This is a genomic window from Flagellimonas ulvae, assembly GCF_049333175.1.
GTDB lineage: Bacteria > Bacteroidota > Bacteroidia > Flavobacteriales > Flavobacteriaceae > Flagellimonas.
The window spans coordinates 7,501-27,224 of sequence record NZ_CP186325.1; the positions used below are offsets into that span (position 1 = coordinate 7,501).

General features: G+C 38.6%; 15 protein-coding genes (1 of these 15 running past the window's edge). 3 read left to right on the forward strand and 12 right to left on the reverse strand.

What is annotated here, in order from left to right; genetic code table 11:
• Nucleotides 1–613, reverse strand: partial view of a ZIP family metal transporter gene (locus ACOKFD_RS00040; protein ID WP_422859378.1) — the 5' portion only. 59 nt of this gene lie to the left of the window's left edge; 613 of the gene's 672 nt are visible here — the first part of the coding sequence; it begins with the start codon at nucleotides 611–613; the stop codon falls past the left edge of the window.
• Between the two features lie 72 nt (nucleotides 614–685).
• On the opposite strand from ACOKFD_RS00040, the gene ACOKFD_RS00045 reads away from it, so the two are divergent.
• The gene (locus tag ACOKFD_RS00045; protein ID WP_422859379.1) at nucleotides 686–1,834 is read left to right on the forward strand and encodes a THUMP domain-containing class I SAM-dependent RNA methyltransferase; all 1,149 of its coding nucleotides are present in this window, start codon (nucleotides 686–688) and stop codon (nucleotides 1,832–1,834) included.
• 82 nt (nucleotides 1,835–1,916) lie between these two features.
• On the opposite strand, the gene ACOKFD_RS00050 is transcribed toward ACOKFD_RS00045, so the two are convergent.
• Genes ACOKFD_RS00050 through rlmD form a run of 3 tightly spaced genes read right to left on the reverse strand, consistent with a single transcriptional unit; the run spans nucleotide 1,917 to nucleotide 4,631 of the window.
• Nucleotides 1,917–2,687 carry a DUF6048 family protein gene (locus ACOKFD_RS00050; RefSeq protein WP_298997689.1) on the reverse strand — a complete coding sequence of 257 codons (771 nt, stop codon included), beginning with the start codon at nucleotides 2,685–2,687 and terminating at the stop codon, nucleotides 1,917–1,919.
• Nucleotides 2,668–3,180: a DUF6452 family protein gene (locus tag ACOKFD_RS00055; RefSeq protein WP_422859380.1), complete on the reverse strand. Its 513-nt coding sequence runs from the start codon at nucleotides 3,178–3,180 to the stop codon at nucleotides 2,668–2,670. The genes ACOKFD_RS00050 and ACOKFD_RS00055 overlap by 20 nt, the downstream gene beginning before the upstream one ends.
• A 29-nt stretch (nucleotides 3,181–3,209) precedes the next feature.
• Nucleotides 3,210–4,631 (reverse strand): 23S rRNA (uracil(1939)-C(5))-methyltransferase RlmD, encoded by a 1,422-nt coding sequence (gene rlmD / locus ACOKFD_RS00060; RefSeq protein ID WP_422859381.1) that lies wholly within the window; start codon nucleotides 4,629–4,631, stop codon nucleotides 3,210–3,212.
• Between the two features lie 150 nt (nucleotides 4,632–4,781).
• Between rlmD and rocD the strand changes: the two genes are divergently transcribed.
• Nucleotides 4,782–6,062 (forward strand): ornithine--oxo-acid transaminase, encoded by a 1,281-nt coding sequence (gene rocD, locus ACOKFD_RS00065; protein WP_422859382.1) that lies wholly within the window; start codon nucleotides 4,782–4,784, stop codon nucleotides 6,060–6,062.
• Nucleotides 6,063–6,115: 53 nt separating this feature from the next.
• Here the strand turns inward: rocD and ACOKFD_RS00070 are convergent, their stop codons facing one another.
• Together ACOKFD_RS00070 and ACOKFD_RS00075 are read right to left on the reverse strand one after the other, a co-directional pair.
• Entirely contained in the window at nucleotides 6,116–7,435 is a 1,320-nt protein-coding gene (locus ACOKFD_RS00070) for a carboxypeptidase-like regulatory domain-containing protein (RefSeq protein ID WP_422859383.1), read from the reverse strand.
• A 217-nt stretch (nucleotides 7,436–7,652) separates the two neighbouring features.
• The gene (locus tag ACOKFD_RS00075) at nucleotides 7,653–10,100 is read right to left on the reverse strand and encodes a M14 family metallopeptidase (RefSeq protein WP_422859384.1); all 2,448 of its coding nucleotides are present in this window, start codon (nucleotides 10,098–10,100) and stop codon (nucleotides 7,653–7,655) included.
• A gap of 160 nt (nucleotides 10,101–10,260) precedes the next feature.
• Here ACOKFD_RS00075 and bshC point away from each other — a divergent pair, with 160 nt between their 5' ends.
• Nucleotides 10,261–11,862 (forward strand): bacillithiol biosynthesis cysteine-adding enzyme BshC, encoded by a 1,602-nt coding sequence (gene bshC, locus ACOKFD_RS00080; protein WP_422859385.1) that lies wholly within the window; start codon nucleotides 10,261–10,263, stop codon nucleotides 11,860–11,862.
• Here the strand turns inward: bshC and ACOKFD_RS00085 are convergent.
• From ACOKFD_RS00085 to pgmB, 6 genes are all read right to left on the reverse strand, one after another.
• Nucleotides 11,851–12,393, reverse strand: coding sequence for a pyridoxamine 5'-phosphate oxidase (locus tag ACOKFD_RS00085; protein ID WP_422859386.1), 543 nt, complete (start codon nucleotides 12,391–12,393; stop codon nucleotides 11,851–11,853). The two genes, bshC and ACOKFD_RS00085, sit on opposite strands and share 12 nt — an antisense overlap.
• 212 nt (nucleotides 12,394–12,605) lie before the next feature.
• Nucleotides 12,606–14,327 (reverse strand): hypothetical protein, encoded by a 1,722-nt coding sequence (locus ACOKFD_RS00090; RefSeq protein ID WP_422859387.1) that lies wholly within the window; start codon nucleotides 14,325–14,327, stop codon nucleotides 12,606–12,608.
• Between the two features lie 26 nt (nucleotides 14,328–14,353).
• Entirely contained in the window at nucleotides 14,354–14,728 is a 375-nt protein-coding gene (locus ACOKFD_RS00095; RefSeq protein WP_422859388.1) for a hypothetical protein, read from the reverse strand.
• A 225-nt stretch (nucleotides 14,729–14,953) separates the two neighbouring features.
• A complete protein-coding gene (locus tag ACOKFD_RS00100) occupies nucleotides 14,954–16,816 on the reverse strand; it encodes a tetratricopeptide repeat protein (protein WP_422859389.1) in 1,863 nt (620 codons plus the stop codon).
• Between the two features lie 99 nt (nucleotides 16,817–16,915).
• On the reverse strand, nucleotides 16,916–18,949 hold the full coding sequence (locus ACOKFD_RS00105; RefSeq protein WP_422859390.1) for a glycosyl hydrolase family 95 catalytic domain-containing protein: 2,034 nt from the start codon (nucleotides 18,947–18,949) through the stop codon (nucleotides 16,916–16,918).
• Nucleotides 18,950–18,962: 13 nt separating this feature from the next.
• Complete coding sequence (pgmB, locus tag ACOKFD_RS00110) at nucleotides 18,963–19,622, reverse strand: beta-phosphoglucomutase (RefSeq protein ID WP_422859391.1); 660 nt, start codon at nucleotides 19,620–19,622, stop codon at nucleotides 18,963–18,965.
• Between the last annotated feature and the right edge of the window lie 102 nt (nucleotides 19,623–19,724).

Below are 19,724 nucleotides of genomic sequence, written 5' to 3' on the forward strand. Positions count from 1 at the left end.
AAGCATGTTCTTGCGAGCTTTCAAACAAAATAATTGTGGATATGTGAAAGAAGACCCCAATGGCTATACCCACCAACTGAGTGCCAAAAGCGTCTATCCAATCCGTATACTGGGCTATGTAGCTTCCCAATGGAGTCATAAGCGAAAAGGCTCCAATGAATAACAAACCTGTACTTCTTTTCATCTTTGAGTTTAGGATAAAAAGACTTAATAAAATAGCAACAGGAAGTTTATGGACAATGATTGCATAAACAATAGAACTCCCTTCACGGATGGGAATTCCCTCGATGATGGCATGAATGGACAGACTCAAAAACATTACGGTTGGAAAACTGACCTTTTGTGAGGACAAATGTATATGACCGTGTTCCGCTCCTTTAGAAAAGAATTCAAGAAATATTTGAATCAAAATTCCCAATAAGATAAAAATGGCTATTCCTCTAGGGTTGGAGTTTTCATAAACTTCCGGTAGGAGCTCAAAAAAGGTAAAAGCCAATAAGAAACCTCCGCTAAAAGCTAGCAAAAGCTTTATTCCTCTTTCACTTTTAGGTTTTAGGAAAAGTGCAAGAAAATACCCTATCCAAACGGACAATATAGGTAATATTAAAATCATTAAGATTGAAATCTCAGTTAGGTTGCAAGGGATAAAAATAACCTATTTTTACCGAAAGCTTAATACCGTTAGATGGCAGAAAATTTCAGAATGTTGGCCAAGACGTTCTATGGATTTGAAGAACTATTAGTTCAAGAATTGAAAGAATTGGGAGCTGGTAAAGTGGAACAGGGAGTTCGCAGTGTTTCTTTTGAAGGGGACCTAGGCTTTTTATACAAAGCCAATCTTTGTTTGAGAACTGCTTTGAAAATTCTTAAACCTATATCCACATTTCGGGTTTTTAATGAAAAGGATTTATACCAGCAGGTTTATGCCATGGATTGGGATAAAATTTTTGCATCGGATAAGACTTTCGCTATCGACACAACCATGAATACAAAGGTTTTTACCAATTCTATGTTCGTTTCCCTAAAAGCAAAAGATGCTATCGTGGATAAGTTTAGACGAACCTTGGGAGCTCGTCCCAATGTAAACTCCCAAAATCCAGATATTCGAATCAATATTCATATTGCAAAGAATAAGTGTACAATATCTCTTGATAGTTCTGGTGAATCCTTGCACCAACGCGGATATAGGCAGCTTACCAACATTGCACCTATTAATGAGGTGCTGGCAGCTGGAATGCTGAAGTTGAGTGGTTGGAGGGGAGATTCAGATTTTTTAGACCCTATGTGTGGTAGCGGTACTCTATTGATTGAAGCTGCGATGCTAGCATGCAATATTCCAGCAAATATTAATAGGGAATTCTATACATTTCTACATTGGAAAGATTACGATGCTGAATTGCATGAAAAAATTAAAGCTGTCAGTCTTAAAAAAATAAGACCATTTGATTACAAAATTATGGGCTTCGACAAAGCTCCCTCTGCCATCCGAAAAGCTCAAGAAAATATTGATTACGCTAATCTTACTGAGTTTATATCACTCTCACGAAAGGATTTTTTTAGAACGGACAAACCAGTTGATGCTAAGCTACATATGGTTTTTAATCCACCTTATGGAGAAAGATTGCCCATTGATGCAGATGAATTCTATGCAAAAATTGGAGATACATTAAAACAAAATTATCCAGGTACCAATGCATGGTTTTTGACTTCGAACTTAGAGGCACTTAAATCTGTTGGTTTAAAACCTTCTCGAAGAATTAAGTTGTACAACGGTAAACTGGAATCACGCTTGGTGCATTATGAAATGTATGAAGGGACCAAAAAGATGAAGTAGTTTTTCAGATAAGGTACCTTCCGAAAGATGAATCAAATTCCAAATCTATTTCAGCTAGGAAATCAGGTGTAAAGGGGCTCAGTTATTGTTCAGGGGATGAAGGAACTGGGTCTTTTTTCTTTTTAGACTTTTTGTAAAGTGGTATAAAGTAAGAGATGGAGTAGTTATACCCTATGCCAAAATTACTTCTATCCGTGACTTTGTTGAATCCTGGAATCCAAAGGTTTGGAAATCGGTCTGATTCTGTATTGGTTACCAAATAACCTAGGCGAGCACTTATTCCAAGATAGATGTTTGCAAAAAGCTCCGCTTTTACACCCATTACAAACTCCAACCAGGAAGCGCTCAATCCGCTAAATTCTTCAGGTGTTTCGCCAGCACCAGGTAAGAAATCATCAGGAGTAAAAAACCGATTACCATTAAAGACCTGATATTCATTCAACGTCTGACTAAAGGTTGCGAAAGAATACCTACCTCCAATAGTAATAAGATTGCTCATACCATACCAATTTTGATAGGTGTTCAAATCTACCCCAAGTTTTATGTAACTTCCTGAAGTAGTATAGTTGTAGAGGAGTGTGCCTCCTAAATCTTCGGTTTGGGTAAATTCTTCATTACCAAGCTCACCTGCAATATGTAGTTTTTCAGTAAGCCTGTAATCGCCAACAAGTTCCAAACCTGTATAGTTTTCATCCGCAAAAGACCTGACTAATCGGCTTAAGTCGACTCCTGCCCTTAAACCATATTTTTGTTTATACTCAACACTATCCTTTTGCTCGGAATCACCTTCCTGGGAATATCCATGGTTGAATAGAAGCAAAATCAAAAAAACACTAGTGAAATATCTTGACATGTACGTTATTAGAGTTTTCTATAGTTTGCTGTTGAATACTTAAGTCCTGAATCCAATTTTCTGAATCTGTGGTGAGTTGAACATCCAGCTCATCAAAATTGATAATAAAGCCACAACCTCTAGAAACAAAGTCTTCCCTTGTAGTGTAAGTGATGGTCAAGGTATCAATATTTCCTGTTTCTTCCCCAGTATCAGCATCTGTTGCCGAATTTGTGATTAATGCAAAGGAAGTTGTGACGGTATCGGTACGTAATGGAACTCCAATGGAATCAAGTGAGCTTGTACCACCATCAATTGTATTTATTTCTGTGTTTAGGATGGTTTCCAGTACCCGAAAAGTAGGAACATCTTTTGCCAATGTAGTATCCTCAGAATCAAAAAAACCAAGAACCAGCAGAGGGGTGTCAGCATCTACACATATATCGTCCCTTTCACAAGAAGAAGTATAAATCACTAAAAACAGGATGCTTAGTACGAGATACGTTTTCTTCATATTGAATCAAAAACTCTTGAGAGCAAAAATTATACCTGTTTTTCTAGTTTCTCCAAAAGTACAACATTTTCCACGTGGTGTGTTTGTGGAAACATATCTACGGGTTGCACTTTTTTGATTTCATATTGGGTCTTAAGTAAGTCCAAATCTCTTGCTTGTGTAGCACTGTTGCAGCTTACATACACAATTCTAGGAGGCGAAGCGTTAAGTAACTGCTCTACCACCTGTTTGTGCATACCATCTCTAGGTGGGTCCGTAATCACTACATCTGGTATGCCATGTTGGTTTATAAAGTCTACGTTAAATACGTCCTTCATATCGCCCACATAAAATTCGGCGTTTGTGATTCCATTGTTCTCAGCATTTATTTTGGCATCTGAGATGGCCTCTGGAACGGATTCGACCCCTATTACCTTTTTGGCCTTGCTGGAAACAAACTGTGCAATGGTTCCGGTACCTGTATATAAATCGTATACAATTTCATTACCGGATAAGCCAGCAAAATCACGAGTTACCTTATACAGTTCATAGGCTTGTTCCGAATTGGTTTGATAAAAGGATTTTGCGTTTATTTTAAATTGAAGGCCTTCCATTTTTTCAAGGATATGGTCTCTACCGGAAAAACATATGATTTCTTGGTCATAAATGGTATCGTTTGCCTTTTTGTTAACAGTATACTGAAGGGAAGTAATTTCTGGAAATGTATCCTTTATTTCTTGTAACAGTTGCTGTTCTTTTGTAGTTAAATCCTGATAAAACTGGATTAGAACCATAACTTCACCAGTTGAAGTTATCCGCATCATTAGGGTTCGCAACATTCCTGTACGTTGTCGTGGGTTGTAAAACGGAATGCCAAGGTCAAGGGCCTTTGTTTTTATAGCGTTACGGATAGTGTTTGAAGGATTTTCTTGAAGGTGACAGGTTTCAATATCTAAAATCTTGTCCCACATGCCTGGAATATGGAACCCCAGCGCGTTTTTATCTTTGATAGGTTCTTGGGAGTTGATTTCTTCTTGGGTTAACCACCTACTGTCTGAAAAAGAAAACTCCATTTTGTTCCTGTAAAAATATTGTTTTTGTGAACCGAGAATGGGTGAGATTTCAGGAAGTTCAAGATGGCCTATTCGCCTAAGGTTGTTTTCGACCTCTTTTTGCTTATAAAAGAGTTGATTTTCATAACTCATGTGTTGCCATTTGCAACCTCCACAGACACCAAAATGCGTACAGACCGGTTCGGTACGTTTATCCGAATACGTATGAAAATGGGTAACTTGGCCTTCAAAGTAGGCTTTTCTTTTCTTAGTGGTCAGAACATCTACCACATCGCCCGGTACGGCATCAGAAAGAAATATAACTCTTCCATCGGGAGCTTTGGCCACTGCTTTTCCTTTGGCCCCAGCGTCAACTACTTCTATCTTCTCAAAGGTTTGTCGCCTATTTTTTTTTCGCATGCGCAAAAATAGCGGTTTTGACTTTGATCTGCATTTTATATTTTTACAACTCCACAAGGATGATTTCTCTCCTACGCTGAATTTTCGACTCTTCGAAAGGATAAAGGTACAGAAGGAATAGTTATTTTTTAAACACTTAAAATTTTTAAAATGGCTGTTTTAGAACAACTGTCGTCAAAGCAATTAATTGAATTGGAAGAAAAACACGGAGCTCATAATTACCACCCTCTTCCAGTGGTATTGAGTAAAGGTGAAGGTGTATTTGTATGGGACGTAGAAGGCAAAAGGTATTATGATTTTCTATCTGCATATTCCGCAGTGAATCAAGGGCATTGCCATCCCAGAATTATTTCGGCCCTCACAGAGCAGGCCCAAAACCTCACACTTACTTCAAGGGCATTTTATAACGATATGCTGGGTAAGTTTGAAAAGTATGCAACTTCAACGTTCAAGTATGATAAGTTGCTGCCTATGAATACTGGGGCCGAAGCTGTTGAAACCGCGGTTAAGATTTGTAGAAGATGGGGATATCAAAAAAAGGGCATCCCAGCGAACCAAGCTAAAATCATTGTCTGTGAAAACAATTTTCATGGCCGTACCACTACCATTGTTTCGTTTTCCAACGACCCTGTGGCCAAGGAAAATTATGGACCTTATACAGAGGGTTTTATTCGCATAGAATATGATCATGTAGAGGCTTTAGAAGAGGCTTTGAAGAATCATGAACATATTGCAGGATTTTTAGTGGAACCCATTCAGGGTGAAGCTGGGGTATATGTTCCCTCAGAAGGATATTTGAAGAGGGCAAAGGCACTTTGCGAAAAATATAATGTCTTGTTTATTGCAGATGAAGTTCAAACCGGAATTGCCAGAACGGGAAGATTACTGGCTACTTGTGGTAACTGCTCATGTGATGATAAGCACTGTAGTGGAACCCCAGATGTAAAACCTGATGTTCTAATTCTTGGAAAAGCTTTATCTGGAGGGGTTTATCCTGTTTCTGGGGTACTTGCCAATAATGAAATTATGGACGTCATTACGCCGGGTAGCCATGGAAGTACTTTTGGAGGAAATCCAATTGCCGCGGCAGTGGGCATGGCAGCTTTGGAAGTAATCAAAGATGAAAAATTGGCCCAAAACGCTTATGAATTGGGAGAGCTTTTCAGAGATGAGTTGGGAAAATATGTGGAAACTTCTGATTTGGTGGTTAAAGTTAGAGGTAAAGGTCTACTTAATGCTATTGTTATCAATGATACTGAAGAAAGCTCAACGGCATGGGACATTTGCATGGCTTTAAAAGAAAATGGTCTTTTGGCCAAACCTACCCATGGTAATATTATTCGATTTGCACCTCCTTTGGTAATGACTAGAGATGAACTTATGGATTGCGTTTCCATTATAATAAAAACGCTCAATGAATTCAAGAAATAGAAAAAGCCCCTGAAAAAGGGGCTTTTTTATATCTCTTACTTAAAAAAAAGAGCTTAAGGCGTAGCGGAGGTACCACCTTTAGGCTTCGACCGTCTGAGTTGTCGTTGTATTTTCTTAATGGCTGATTCAATGGATTTTTCAGGTTCAATAATGTTGTATTGACCCCAGAAATCTGGGTCAGAGAAACCAATGGCCTCGTCCCCCAATATAATCGACTTCTTTATACGCTCTCTATTTTTTGGCAGTTCTCCTGTGCTATTTTTCTCCCAGTCAGTAACGGCCATTTCAGCAGTCATGCTATATACTGAATTGAAAAGCCTGTCTTTCCAATCTACTTTAAACTCCATAAGTACATTGCTATACCCATAGTACCATTTACCACCTTTTTCCCTGTAGTCCACTCTATAAGCAACCTCGGTGGGCCAAACATCCACTTTTGCAGGTTTTCTTCTAACAAACAGCTTAGAAGCCTTTTCTCTATTGGTAATGTTTAGCGTATAGATGGCACTTGTAAGTATTTTGTTTTCCACATCTATGAAGAGCTCACCTTGATAAAGTGGCTCATCAATACCTTGCCTTTGGTTGAATTCTATCACATAAATCAACTTATCATTGATTCGTGTGGAGCGAGCAAATGAAAAATCATAGTATTCGAATAAATCATCTGCAAAAATATATTCAGGATACTTCATAATATCCACATACAAAGCATTGAATGGACCTCCTTGTAATTTTAAGGCCACTGTATCCAATCTACTGTAATCCGTACTTTTTCTAGCTTTATATAATTCTAGTGCATCTTTGCGAACAGAATTATATGGAGTCTTGTAGATATTTACCACAGCTTCAGATAGCGAAACATTTTTTCTTCTTTTTTTGATGGTCTCCCTATAAAATGCGGTCATCAGCGTAGGGTCATCAAAGTAGTTCGTTCCTTTTCTTGCCAACGTCTCTTTTACCAAGGCTCTGGCATCTTTTGGTGCATTGATATTTACTTCCAAAAGTTGAGTGACCGAAATATTGAGAGGTATCTTATTTTTATTGGATTTGAGGTCACTTAGGGGAATGGATTTACTTTGGTATCCTAAAAATGATACAATTACAGTTCCCGCTGCCTTATCTTTTGGAATTTTTAACAGAAACTCTCCCTCTGTATTGGTAATGGTACTGATATTGGTTTCCTCTAAAGACAGAGTTGCAAATACCAAGGGTTTTTTAGTGGAAGCATCGATAACTTCTCCTCGGAACTGCTTAAAATCTTCCTCTTGATTTTCTTGTAGGGCCCAAGCAGAACCCGTAGAAATAAACAAGCCAAATGTGAATACAATCAGCTTTTTAAGGTTTTTACTGTTTTTTATTTTCCAAATATCCATAACAACTGTTTTTGAAACACTCTTTTCTAAATTAATGATTTTTAGCGATATAGGCTATATGCAGGGATTGATTTTGCCACGAATCACCTACTTTTTGATATTTTGATTAGTCAGCATTCAAAGATACCATATAGTCTAGTTAAGACTGTCTTCCCTTACAGAATGTAAATGGTGTTTTATGAAAAATTTAAGTTTTTAACTCTGTTGTGTAGTAGAATCAGTCAATCATAAATAAAGCATTGGCGAAGAAAAGTTTTCCATTTTCCCAGAAACCTCTGAATAGAGGATTGTCGACCATGTACACTACATCCCCCTTGCCCAAGGCTTCCGCACCAAACACTAAGGAGTTTTTTAGTTTCTTTTGCGCCTTGCTTCCTGCAAAACCTGAAACGGGTTTGGTATCGTTCTCAATGTAAGCTGCGTTTCCGGATTTGAGAAAATCATAACTACCACTTCCCAGTTTTAAGGAGAAGTAATAGGTGGGGTATCCGTACGCTAGAGGATGCGAATTGTCAACCTTCGTTTTGAAAATTGCACCGGTAATGGAACTTTGAACACGTTCCCTTCTAACATTCTTATGAGGTTTTGGCCCGTTGTTGGTAGAATCTTTAGTTTCCCTTATACTAATGGAAAGACCTTTTCCTTTACCAATGGCTTGAATGGCTCTTCCCATGGAAATCAGTCTGCCTCCGTTTCTCACCCAATCGGTCAATTTTTTTAACTGTTTTTCGTCAAAAAAAGATGTATAGTTTCCATCGGGTAGAATAAGGATATTGTATTTGTTCAAGTCAACTGATTTGAAATAGTCACTCCCCAAAACACTTATGGGATATTCAAGTTGTTGTTCAAAAAAGTGCCATAATTCTCCAAAACGATATGTGGAAGTAGGATTTCCTGAGAGAACCGCGATTACTGGTTTTTTAATCATTTTGACCCCCGAAGAACCAAAATCTTTGCCAGAATCCACAAACCCAGTTGAAGTACTGGTAATGTCTTTATTGTGAGCAATAAGAGCTTCATTTAGCACGGAAAAGAAATCTTTATTGTGTTTGTTATCTTCTGAGGTAATGATTAAACTTCCTCTTTCAAAAGATTTTCCATCCATGGTAAAAGGATGATTGGATTTACGAACACGAATACCTTTTTTCAATAAATCTGCCAAGAAACGGGCATCTTTCGTACTATTCCAATCTGTTACATAAGCATATTCGTTCTTATTTAGGGTTGGTTTTCCGGCATATGTGTATTCGACTTTACTATGACCTATTATACTGGAAGAGGCAACAGTTTCTAAACCATATGCATAGGGTAAGGACCAAGCCGTAATGTCGTAGGTAAGGGAGTCACTCAATTTAGCTTTGGGCTCAAACAACACTTTTACCAAAGTCCCTTTAGGCTGATTTGTGGAAACTACTAGACTTTTTTCGGTAATGTCCATATTGGAAGTAGTTCCGGCTTGATAATTATATCCCTTGACCACTCCCTTACCAGGATGGCCATATTCAATATCATGTTTGCTTAGAAGCTCCTTCAATGCAGTTATATGATCTACATTGCCATTCATTACATAACTTCTGTATTTAAAGTTTTTGTTTTGATAAAACTTTTGAAACTCTTCATTTAGTTTTTTTGCGTTTTTTGATGAGATTTCCACCGTGGAAAGTCCCGTGGTAAGGTGATGGGATAATCTATCTTTCAGTGTAAGCGTATCTCCTGTTCCAGTAATCACAGATAATCCGGCTCTGCCACTTCCTCCCTGTTCATAGGTCAGGCCAATACCTCCATTATACGTAGGGTAGGTATCTCCATAGCTGGGATAGAATAAATCAAATACTTCTTTTGTAAAGTAAGACCAACCATTTTGGTCAAAGTATTTCGCATGGTTTTTACCTATGGCGACTTGAAAATCGCGTTGAAATTTGGTGATTACCTCATGGTAGGGTTCTGCTGCAGGAGCAAAAAAGTAGGGATTATCAACACTTTGTTCATGAAAATCCGCGTGAATGTGAGGTAACCATTGATTAAAGATTTTAATTCTTTGCTGACTTTCCTTTTGTGTTAGCCATGCCCAATCCCGGTTCAAATCGAACATGTAGTGGTTACTACGACCTGTAAGCCAACCTTCACGGTGTTCTTTGCTGTTGGGATCCAACTGATGGGGAACATTTTTGAACTGTTGGTACCAATTAATATAGCGTTCACGTCCGTCGGGATTAATGCATTGATCTATAATTACTATGGTGTTTTCCAAATACTCCTTTTTGGAAGTAAGTAATTCATATATGGTTTGCATAGAAGCTTCAGTGCCCACGCTTTCGTTACCGTGTACATTGTAACTGAGCCAAACAATCGCTTTTGAGCCATTACCTTTTCCTTGGGTGTCCAGTACGTGCTCCTCGCGGATTTTTTCCAAGTTAGCCATGTTCTCAACAGAACTGAGGTAAGCCAGTACTAAGGGCCTTCTTTCATTTGTTTTTCCGTATGGAACCAATTTTACTTGATTTGGCATTTGTTCGGACAAATAGGTATAGTAATCCAATACTTCGTGATGCCTAGAAAACTGGGAGCCTAACTCATAACCCAAAAAAGCGGAGGGCGATTTCAAATTCTGAGAGGTGGCTGAAATAAAAAGGAGTAAAATAGCGAATTGTAAAGCTTTTTTCATGCAACTGGTTTGCGTACAATCAAATCTAACGATAAAATAAGGAAGGACCTTTAAATATCTGGGAACTGAAGTATATATATGATAAGATGTAATTAACGTATTTTTAGGAGTAGTAAAACAGAAGAAAAGTATCTTTAGCACGCTTTTTACAAATTTTTAAATGGAAGTAGATTGTATACCCTTTAGGGAGACGGGTTATTTTTCCCAGCTTATTTGTGATTACCTCGACCAAAAAGAAGAACTCAAACCCTTTTATAATCGTTTTCCACTTCCGGAGAATTTTGAATCTCAGATTCTTGAAAAGCAAAAGAACTACCCTTCAAGCCATAGGCCTGTTCTAGTTAGCAGCTTGAATAATCAATACAAAAACTTCAATATTTCTGAGGCTACTCAACAAAATATAGATGTATTGCTGCAGGATACTACTTTTACAGTGGTCACAGGGCATCAACTTAACCTTTTTACAGGCCCACTCTATTTTTTGTACAAAATAGTTTCAACCCTGAATTTGGTTTCTGAACTTAGGGAAAAACATCCTGATTTTAACTTTGTTCCAGTATATTGGATGGCTACGGAAGATCATGATTTTGAAGAAATAAACTATTTCAATTTTGATGGGCAAAAGGTACAATGGAACGTTGATGCTTCGGGAGCTGTCGGCCATTTGAAAACAGAAGGATTGGACGATGTTTTTGAGATCTGGGCCAACAAGCTTGGAAATTCCATCAATGCCAAACGAGTAAAAGAGCTATTCCAGAAGTCATATCTGGAAAACGATAATTTATCCAAAGCCACTCGTTTTTTGGTCAATGAGTTGTTCGGAGAGCATGGTTTGGTAATTGTTGACGGCGATGATGCTCAATTAAAAAGTCTTTTAGTTCCCTTTGCTCAAAAGGATGTTTTTGAGAAGGTTCCGTATGAATTTGTTTCAAAATCTATAGACGAATTAAGTAAAGTTTCATCAGAGTATAAGATTCAGGTAAATCCTAGAGAAGTCAACTATTTCTACTTGACGGAAGGCCTTCGTGAAAGAATTATTGAGGAGGATGGGTTTTTTAAGGTCAACAGCACGGACCTTGTTTTTTCCAAAGATGAGTTGGAGGAGGAGCTTAAAAAACATCCAGAACGCTTTTCACCCAATGTGATTGCAAGACCTTTATATCAAGAGGTGATTTTGCCCAATCTCTGTTATATAGGAGGAGGGGGAGAGTTGGCCTATTGGTTGGAGCTTAAATCTTATTTTGATGCATTGGGAGTAACCTTTCCCATATTATTATTGAGGAATTCAGCCCTTTTAATTACTCAAAAACAGTTTGCTAAGATTGAAAAATTACAAATTGATACTTCCGATTTATTCTTGAAACAACATAGTTTTATCAATAAGAAAATCCGTGAGATTTCCAATATTGATATTGATTTTTCCTCGCAAAAGAAACATTTGGAAGAACAGTTTGTATCTCTTTATGATTTAGCGAAAAACACAGACCCCACGTTTTTAGGAGCTGTAAAGGCCCAAGAGGTAAAACAAAAAAAGGGACTGGAAGCTCTAGAGAAAAGATTGCTACGAGCTCAAAAAAGAAAACTAAAGGATCATGTTGTTCGTATGACCAATTTGCAAAACGAGCTTTTTCCAAATCAATCACTTCAGGAACGACAAGCAAATTTTTCTCAACTCTATTTGGAAATGGGAGAAGATTTAATTCCACAGTTGATAGCAAATCTAAATCCCTTGGATTCTTGCTTTTCCATTTTAAGGTACTAATGTTGTACTATACCAAGTACCTTCCGTTTTGGAAAAAAGCACGCGTACATGACTAGGTCGTTCCAATTTCAAAATTTCAATCTGTTCCGGAATAATATGGAGTATAGAAAAATAGTTGGAATCCGTTAGATATTCTATAGGTTTTCCTTCGATGCGCTTTGAGCCGGGAGCCGCTTTTGTAGTGTAGTCTTTGCGCGATTTCATGGGAATTCCATGCCAATAAGTTCTTAATACCTCGGCATCCGTTTCTCTTATTACATTTCCCTTAAGCGTGATTTGCCAAAGTTTTTTTGGGTGCAGAAAAAGAGCGCAAGCGGTAGAATCTTCAATTAACTCTTTGATTTTATTAGAACGACTGTCCGAATAAAAGGTACATCTTAAATCTGGAGATACTTTTCTTAGGACTACGGTTCTAAGTCCTATATCATCTTCCAAACCTTTGGTAGCCAAACTAAAATAACGGAAGGGATGGCCTTTTTTGGTGGCTCCCAGCTTCAATTCAGTGGATAATTCTTCAAATAAAGATTGCATATGGGGCAAGAAAGCAACTTTTTTTCAAAAAAAATCAAAATTGGGGTAGGGTTTTTTCTGGGGTAGTTGTTTTACTAGAGAAAATTGCTATGATTTTTATTTAAATATTGAGTTGGTTAACTCATATGTTTAGGTTGGTTTTGATTTTATTAAAAAGCCCCGGAGTGGTTCCCGGGGCTTTTTGTTTTTAACTAACTCAAATTAAACTAGAATTACCCGCCGCAATTAGGATCTACATCCTCCACCTTGCTTTCAATTTCTATAATCTGGTCAAATTCAGTTGTTCCACGTAGCGTAATAACTATAGAGTTGGGCTCCACGGCAGAAATGACCCCGTCAAAACTGTTAAATTGAAATTGGGAACGAACCTCCTGTCCTGAAAGAAGCTCTCCTGTCTGTGAGTCTACACCACTCACTCTGAGGCGTTGCACAAAGTTGACTTTGGTGTTGCCATAGAATTGAAAGGCATCGTAAACGAGGGAGGCACTTCCTGGAGGGACCGTAACCGTTCGTTCTGAGAAGACTTTGGTACCTACTTCTTCCGTTCGTTCCTCAAATTGGGTGCTGCTTTCCTCGACGGATCTACTGTAGTCATAACCTGCGGTTATGGAAGCATTGTACTTAGCTCCCTTACCGAAGAATTTGGCATCGAACTCAACACCTATTGTTGTTGAAACACTTACGGAGTTAGTTGTATTAATAGACAAGGATTCTTCCCACCCCAAAGTACCAATTTCTTCTTCCTCAACATTAACTCCAACCGTTTGGCTTAAACTACCCTGTCCGCAATTGGTCAAGGTGCTATTATATTTAAAGTCGGTTTCTGCTTCCCCTAAAATGGGCTCAAGAAAAGTAGTACCCACATTTTGTACCTCCCAATCGATTGTTGTGGAGATTAAACGCCATCGTATGGGTTCCGATTGAATTGTACGACTTCCAAATGGAAATTCGTTTACGACCATATCAAAGGTTAACCCAAGGTCAGGTGCCATTCTTACTGCCGTACCACTACTATTTTGCAGTTCGTAAATACCTTCATCCAGTTTTTCAATCTTAAAATGAAAGTTTGGGCTGTCTTGAATCAAATTAAAATCAGTCGTCGTACTTGTTGCAAGACCAACGTGGGAAAATAGAACTTCCTGTCCAATAAGAATAGGTCCTATTCGTACTGAATTCAAGATAGTTCCAGAAACTAGAAAACTTCCGGCAGATTTGATGCGAATGGCAAAGGTATTTACCTCACCTGGAATAGGTACAAAACTGAAACTTCGGTCTTCTTCGTTACCATTGAATTGGGCACCTGAAGCTGTTGTCATAATAAAGCTTTGATTTGCTGTCCCTATATTTAAGGCGCCAATGACCATACTTTTTCCGGATTCGGGATTGTCATCTTCGTCTATAGGTTGGAAATAATAAGAGGTGTCCTCACTCAAACTAATTCTTTTGTTTTCATCCGTTTCTGTTAATCCGTCAGCAACTACCTTTCTCGGCGCAGGATTGCTTTGAAATGATGTGGTTAGTGAATCTGAAGTAATGGTTTGATCATCAGCATCTTTGATGACCGAGGTAACAAAAACACCGTTTTCCAGTTCATTGATTGCTTCTTGAGTCAGTTCATCTTTGATGAGCTTTATTTGCCCCATAAAAGAAACCGGGTCAATATCAATGGTTTGGGAAAAATTGCCCTCTTTGGCTTCAATGACAATCTCTGCTTTCACCGGGGTATATCCTTTTTTTACCAGTTCGCGGGTGTCCAGTACAAAACCGATTTCTCCTGCATAAGTGTCGAATCTATCTGTTGAGGTTCCACCCGATGTGGTAATTTCTCCTTCCCCCTGTCCAGGTGATACGATTTCCTCCTTACTACATCCCATAGGGATTAAAAGCAGGGTGACCATTAAAAAAGTACTGAGTATGTTGATATATGTTTTCATACAATTGGATTTAAAAGTGGATAATTCTAGTAGGCAATATTGAATTCTTGACAAGTCATTAGGTCAATCGTTCGCTCAGGTAGTGTCTGGTTTCTAACAATACAGGTCCCCTCATTACATGTTGAAGTATCTAAAAGAGCGTAAATAATTCTTTGCCCTGCCAATAGATCACTGTTTGCAGTTTCTCCGGGGCTAATGTTCAAATCGCCGGGAATGTTGCCCGACCTTGGTTCTTGGTCAAAGAATATCTTGAGGATACCCGTAGATCTCGAATTTTCAATAATTAGAGTACCTGTGTTATTGGCTTCACAAGACATTGTTTCCTCGTCTTTGCTACAGGAAGAAGAAAATAAAAGACAAGTAATGGATACAAATAATAAAGTGAATTTTGAAGTTGTCATAATCGTTTTGCTTTGTGGTTGAACTTCTTTTTTTCGTTTTGTGTGACCTGCCCGGTAACGGTCTGCAGCCCTTAGCCGAGCAAGACCACAAAACGGTTGTCAATTAATGACATCACAAACCTAAATGACTGATATTGAGGAATAAAAAAATAGGGGTGGACAACAGGTGGACACCTTAAAAATAAGTATGGGACAAGAAGTGGACAGATTTGAAAGTGCCTTTGTTTAAAGGGATAGCACTAAATCTTGCAAGGAGTCTTCTGTGGTGATGTCTAACTTTTTACGTAGTCGGTAACGTGCTTTCTTAATCCCTTCAGGAGAAATATTCAGGATGCTGGCAATTTCTTTTGAAGACAAATTCATTTTTAAAAGGGCCAACAAACGAAGTTCATTTGAAGTGACTTGTGGATACTTCGATTTTACATTACTGTTGAAATCTTTATGTACTTCTTCAAAGTAACGAGCAAAATTCTCCCAATTGTTATCGTCCTGCAAATCAAAGTTGATGGTTCGTATGAGTTGCTGATATCCTTTTTTTGATTCTTCGTTCTCTTTTAGTTCTTCGGCCTTTTGTTTTAAACCTTCCAATACCTCATTCTTTTTGGCCAGATGCAATGCATGGGTAGTCAGTTCTTTCTTTTTAAACGCTAGTTCAGCATCAACTCGTTCTTTTTCCAATCTGTTACGTTTCATTTTTTGACGAATGGCATAGAATCCGATGAAGCATAACAAGAGGCCAATACCCAAAATAAGTTTTTGAAGGTTGCTTATTGATGCTTTTTGTTCCAATACGGTAATCTCTTTGTCCTGAAGGGCAATTTTTTGTTCTTTTTCTTTGGTCTCAAATTCTGTTTTTAAGCGTTCTATCGTTCTTGATTTTTCAATAGAATACACAGAATCGTTAATAGCCTTATAGATCTCATGGTCTTGTAATGCTTTTTTATAGTTGCCAAGGGCAGCATAGGCTTGTGAACGATCACGGTAGGATTGGTAGAGGTCGTCCTTGTTTCCTACGGAATCCGCTAGTGCAATGGCCCTATTTAAATAGGGTAAGGCTTTTTCGGGTCTATTGAGTTCTTCAGTATATACATCACCCAACCGTTTTAAGGCCCAAGATTCGGACAATGCATGGTGGGAAACGTATCTAGAATGTTGAACAGCTTTTTTTAAGTAATCAATTCCCTTTTGGGTTTCTCCCAACCGCACATAAGTTTTGCCAATATTAAATAGGGTGATGCCTATTAATCCTTGGTTTTCAACTTTTTGGGAATAGGTCAGGCTTTCCTCCAAATAGGCCAACGCAATATCGTAGTTTTCTATAACATAGTTGGAATTACCTAGGTCATTCAAGGTAAGTCCAATCTTTCTGAGGTTATTTTGGCCCTTATAGAGTTCTAAAAGTTCTTTTTTTATCTCAATGGATTTCTCTTTGTTGTTGGTATAATGATAGAGGGAGGCTAAGGTGGCTTTTATTTTTACCACTTCATCTTCCAAGTATAACTTTTCTGCAATTGCCAGCGCTTTAAAGGCGACTTCGAATCCTTTTTTATATGAGGCTTTTCGCATGTAGACCTTGGCACTAATCAAATAGAGTTTTAGCTCGACCAGAGAATCCACTGGAGAGGTGGCATACTTCGCTCTATTGAGCTCAATGGCATCCAAAGCCCCGTCGTAATTAGGAGTAAGGTATAACGCCTGTATCATATTATAGGCAACTAAACCAGCAGCCCTGCGATTATTTAGAGAGTCATAGATTTTCAAGGATTTTTTAAAATAGATGTTAGCAGAATCAAGCTTGCGAGCAATCATCAAAGCTTTTCCTTTATGATCAAAAGATTTTGCTGTACCTGAGCGGTATTTTATACGTTGCGCAATCTTTAAACCCTCTAAAGAGTATTTAAGCGCAAGGTTTGGATTAGATTCATAATAATAATCATAAATGGCATGCGCAGTATTTACTTTTAGTGAGTCTTGTTTTTGCGTTTTATAAGCTTTTAAAAGACTATCCAACCTCGGATTTTCTTGCGCTAGAACAATTGGTCCAAAAAAAAGGAATAAGAAGAAGGTTTTCCATGTGCAGGTTTTCATGGGTGGTTGGTTTGTCTTTTAAATATAGACAATTCCAAAATAACTTATTGAAAAAGAATTGATTATAAAAAAAAGCCTCAAAAATTGAGGCTCTTTCTATTACTTTACGGTGTAGGTTTTACGTTCCGGTCCAATTCCCTTTATGGTGAGTGACTTCCAGGCTTTTGGTAGTATCGGGTTCTTTTGAACTATACCTTCATTAGTAATTTCCAACCCGCCAAAACCAGCTAACACTACTTGAAGCATGCCTCCGGCTCCTGTGGCAAAATAGGGATTATCACTGGTAGCAGCTTCGGCCAAAGCGCCAAAAGGAGGGCGCTTGTTGGGTTCATAACTTCTACGGAACAGTCGATAGGCCTCTTTGGCGTTCCCCAATCGCGCATAAATGACTGCAAAAACCGATTGTCCCATGGCCGGTCCTTCTTCTGCCAATTTAGGTTCGTAATATTTTAAATCCTTTAAGACGGTTTCCTCATCATTCACAACATCCAATGGATAGGTCAATAAATTGACATCGGCCTGCTTGATTCTTTCCCCGTCGTAGGTAGCGTGCTCTTTGGTAGTTCCATCAGGGAATTTCAATACTTTGATTTTTGACGCCACTTCATTCCATGTGGGGTCTGCGGTTTCTCCAACCGTTTTAGCAGCTTCAGTTGCGTATTGTAATGCTGTAATGGCGGAACCATTGGTAAATGCATTGTCGTCCACATTGGGAGCAAATTCGTTGGCCCCTACCACATTTTTTATGCTATAGCTACCATCTTGGTTTTTTGTAGAACGGCTTACCCAATAATCCGCTACCTCTTTCATCATGGGATATCCACGCTCTTTTAACCAGTCCATATTTTGGGTAACACGGTAATAGTTCCAAAAGGCAATGGCTACATCAGCGGTAATATGGTGCTCAAATGTGCCTGTAAGCGCCCAAGCTGGAGTGGCTTCTTCGCCGGTATCATCACTTTCCCAAGGAAACATAGCTCCTTTATACCCAAAATTGATTGCTTTTTCTTTTGCTTTACCTAAACGGTCTGAACGATAATTGACCAAGGACCTGGCAATATCTTGATTCAGCATCAATAAGGGCGGAAACATCCAAAGTTCGGTATCCCAAAAAATATGACCATTATAGTTTTGTGAGGATAGGCCCATAGGGGCTATGCTTAAATCGGAATCCCCTCTAGAAAATGCGTACAGATGGTAAAGTGCCAACCGCACATCCAATTGGTCTTGAAGATTACCTTCAATAATAATATCGCCTTCCCATAATTCTTCCCAAAGTTTTTTGTGTTGATTTAATAAATCAGCTCTTGGGGTCAAGAGATTAAAAATGACAAAGCGTTCAGATTCAGTTTGTGGGTCTTCAAAATCTTGAGTACTGCATACCGCTCCCGTCCATGCAAACTCAAAATTTTCTCCCTTTTTTAATTCTTGCTCGAATGACAATCTATTGTCATAAGCAGATACCATATCATGGGTCAATTCTGGGCGTTGATGTTCCCGTGTAGAATTAATAGCGTGCCAGATAAAGGTTGCGGAGGTTCCAACCACATGCCTACCTAGTCTACTTTCTGCAACCGTTTGTAAAATGGGCATTGTGGTCTCCAAATCTTGTAATACTCTGAACGTACTGTTTGGACTATGATACTCATCTGGAGTTTCAATTATCCCTGTAGCCTTGACCTCTATGTTTTTTAGGGGTTGAATTTGTACATCGATATACCCAGAATATTGAATGTTTCGTAATGCATAAATGGTATAGGACACCTTAGCCTTATCCTTAAACGTAAAACTGGTTGTAAACCCTGCCGTTTTCATATCCAAGGTTTGGTTCCAATCGGATACATTGCTTTCATCCACCAATTCCCCATCAATTTCGAGCTCTAATTGGGCGAAATTCATTCCCAGAAGAATTCTGCTCACGCCCAAAGGTGATTCCTTATCATAGACGTTATTTAGAATTATGGATTTGGTCTTGAACGGCCTATCTTCCGGAAGTATGCCAATTCTTCCATTAGCGGTAACAATCCCAGTATACTTTTCAACTTTTCCAGAAGAGATGGTCCAACCGTCATTTTGGGCCACAAGTGAGGAGGCCATCAGAAATGATAGCAATAAGGAAGTTATACTTTTCATTTTCGAAGTGGTTTTAAAACAAGTCTTTAAAATAAGATTTTATTTCAAATAAAGTAGCGTCCTCCATAGTATCGAATCGTAAATCGGCATGCCCTACGCGTTCTTTCGGACCGATACCCACGCTATGGAAGCCGCCAGCTTTTGCTGCATCAACTCCACTCTCGGCATCTTCAAAAACAATACATTCCTCCGGTTGAAGGCCTAATTTTTCTGCACCGTATAGAAAAATAGCCGGGTCTGGTTTACTTTCTGTAACACTGTTGCCATCCCCAATAATATCAAAATATCCCAATGCATTTAGCTGCTGAAGTACCTTGGAAGCATTTTTACTGGCACTACCGAGTGCTACGTGAAAGCCTTCTGTTCGAAGATGGGTTAAAAGCTCTTTTGTGCCCGGTAGAAAATCATCTGGGGTTACGTCATCCAGACTTTCTACATATTTCTCATTTTTTTTGGCAGCCAAGTTTGCCATAGTTTCTTCATCCAGAGTGAGGCCATTGTGGTCAAGAATAACTTTAATGGAATCCAGTCTAGATATTCCCCTAAGCTTATCATTCACCTCTCGGTCAAACTCCCATCCATTTTCATCGGATAGTCTTTTCCATGCAACATAATGTTGTTCTGCAGTATCGGTAATAACTCCGTCTAGGTCAAAAATGAATCCCTTAATCATGGTCAGGTAGGTTTTAGAGGCAAAGAAATAACGAAAAATGGTAAGAAAAAAGTTACTTGACGATATATTGCCATCAAAGTGGGCAAGTGAACAACCGGAATA

What these genes read in the sequence shown, in the direction of transcription:
- ACOKFD_RS00055 (WP_422859380.1), bottom strand. Translation starts at nt 3,180, where the DNA reads ATGAAGAAAACGTATCTCGTACTAAGCATCCTGTTTTTAGTGATTTAT.
- ACOKFD_RS00090 (WP_422859387.1), bottom strand. Translation starts at nt 14,327, where the DNA reads ATGAAAACATATATCAACATACTCAGTACTTTTTTAATGGTCACCCTG.
- rlmD (WP_422859381.1), bottom strand. Translation starts at nt 4,631, where the DNA reads ATGCGAAAAAAAAATAGGCGACAAACCTTTGAGAAGATAGAAGTAGTT.
- ACOKFD_RS00050 (WP_298997689.1), bottom strand. Translation starts at nt 2,687, where the DNA reads ATGTCAAGATATTTCACTAGTGTTTTTTTGATTTTGCTTCTATTCAAC.
- ACOKFD_RS00100 (WP_422859389.1), bottom strand. Translation starts at nt 16,816, where the DNA reads ATGAAAACCTGCACATGGAAAACCTTCTTCTTATTCCTTTTTTTTGGA.
- bshC (WP_422859385.1), top strand. Translation starts at nt 10,261, where the DNA reads ATGGAAGTAGATTGTATACCCTTTAGGGAGACGGGTTATTTTTCCCAG.
- ACOKFD_RS00070 (WP_422859383.1), bottom strand. Translation starts at nt 7,435, where the DNA reads ATGGATATTTGGAAAATAAAAAACAGTAAAAACCTTAAAAAGCTGATT.
- ACOKFD_RS00085 (WP_422859386.1), bottom strand. Translation starts at nt 12,393, where the DNA reads ATGCAATCTTTATTTGAAGAATTATCCACTGAATTGAAGCTGGGAGCC.
- ACOKFD_RS00095 (WP_422859388.1), bottom strand. Translation starts at nt 14,728, where the DNA reads ATGACAACTTCAAAATTCACTTTATTATTTGTATCCATTACTTGTCTT.
- pgmB (WP_422859391.1), bottom strand. Translation starts at nt 19,622, where the DNA reads ATGATTAAGGGATTCATTTTTGACCTAGACGGAGTTATTACCGATACT.
- ACOKFD_RS00045 (WP_422859379.1), top strand. Translation starts at nt 686, where the DNA reads ATGGCAGAAAATTTCAGAATGTTGGCCAAGACGTTCTATGGATTTGAA.
- ACOKFD_RS00105 (WP_422859390.1), bottom strand. Translation starts at nt 18,949, where the DNA reads ATGAAAAGTATAACTTCCTTATTGCTATCATTTCTGATGGCCTCCTCA.
- rocD (WP_422859382.1), top strand. Translation starts at nt 4,782, where the DNA reads ATGGCTGTTTTAGAACAACTGTCGTCAAAGCAATTAATTGAATTGGAA.
- ACOKFD_RS00075 (WP_422859384.1), bottom strand. Translation starts at nt 10,100, where the DNA reads ATGAAAAAAGCTTTACAATTCGCTATTTTACTCCTTTTTATTTCAGCC.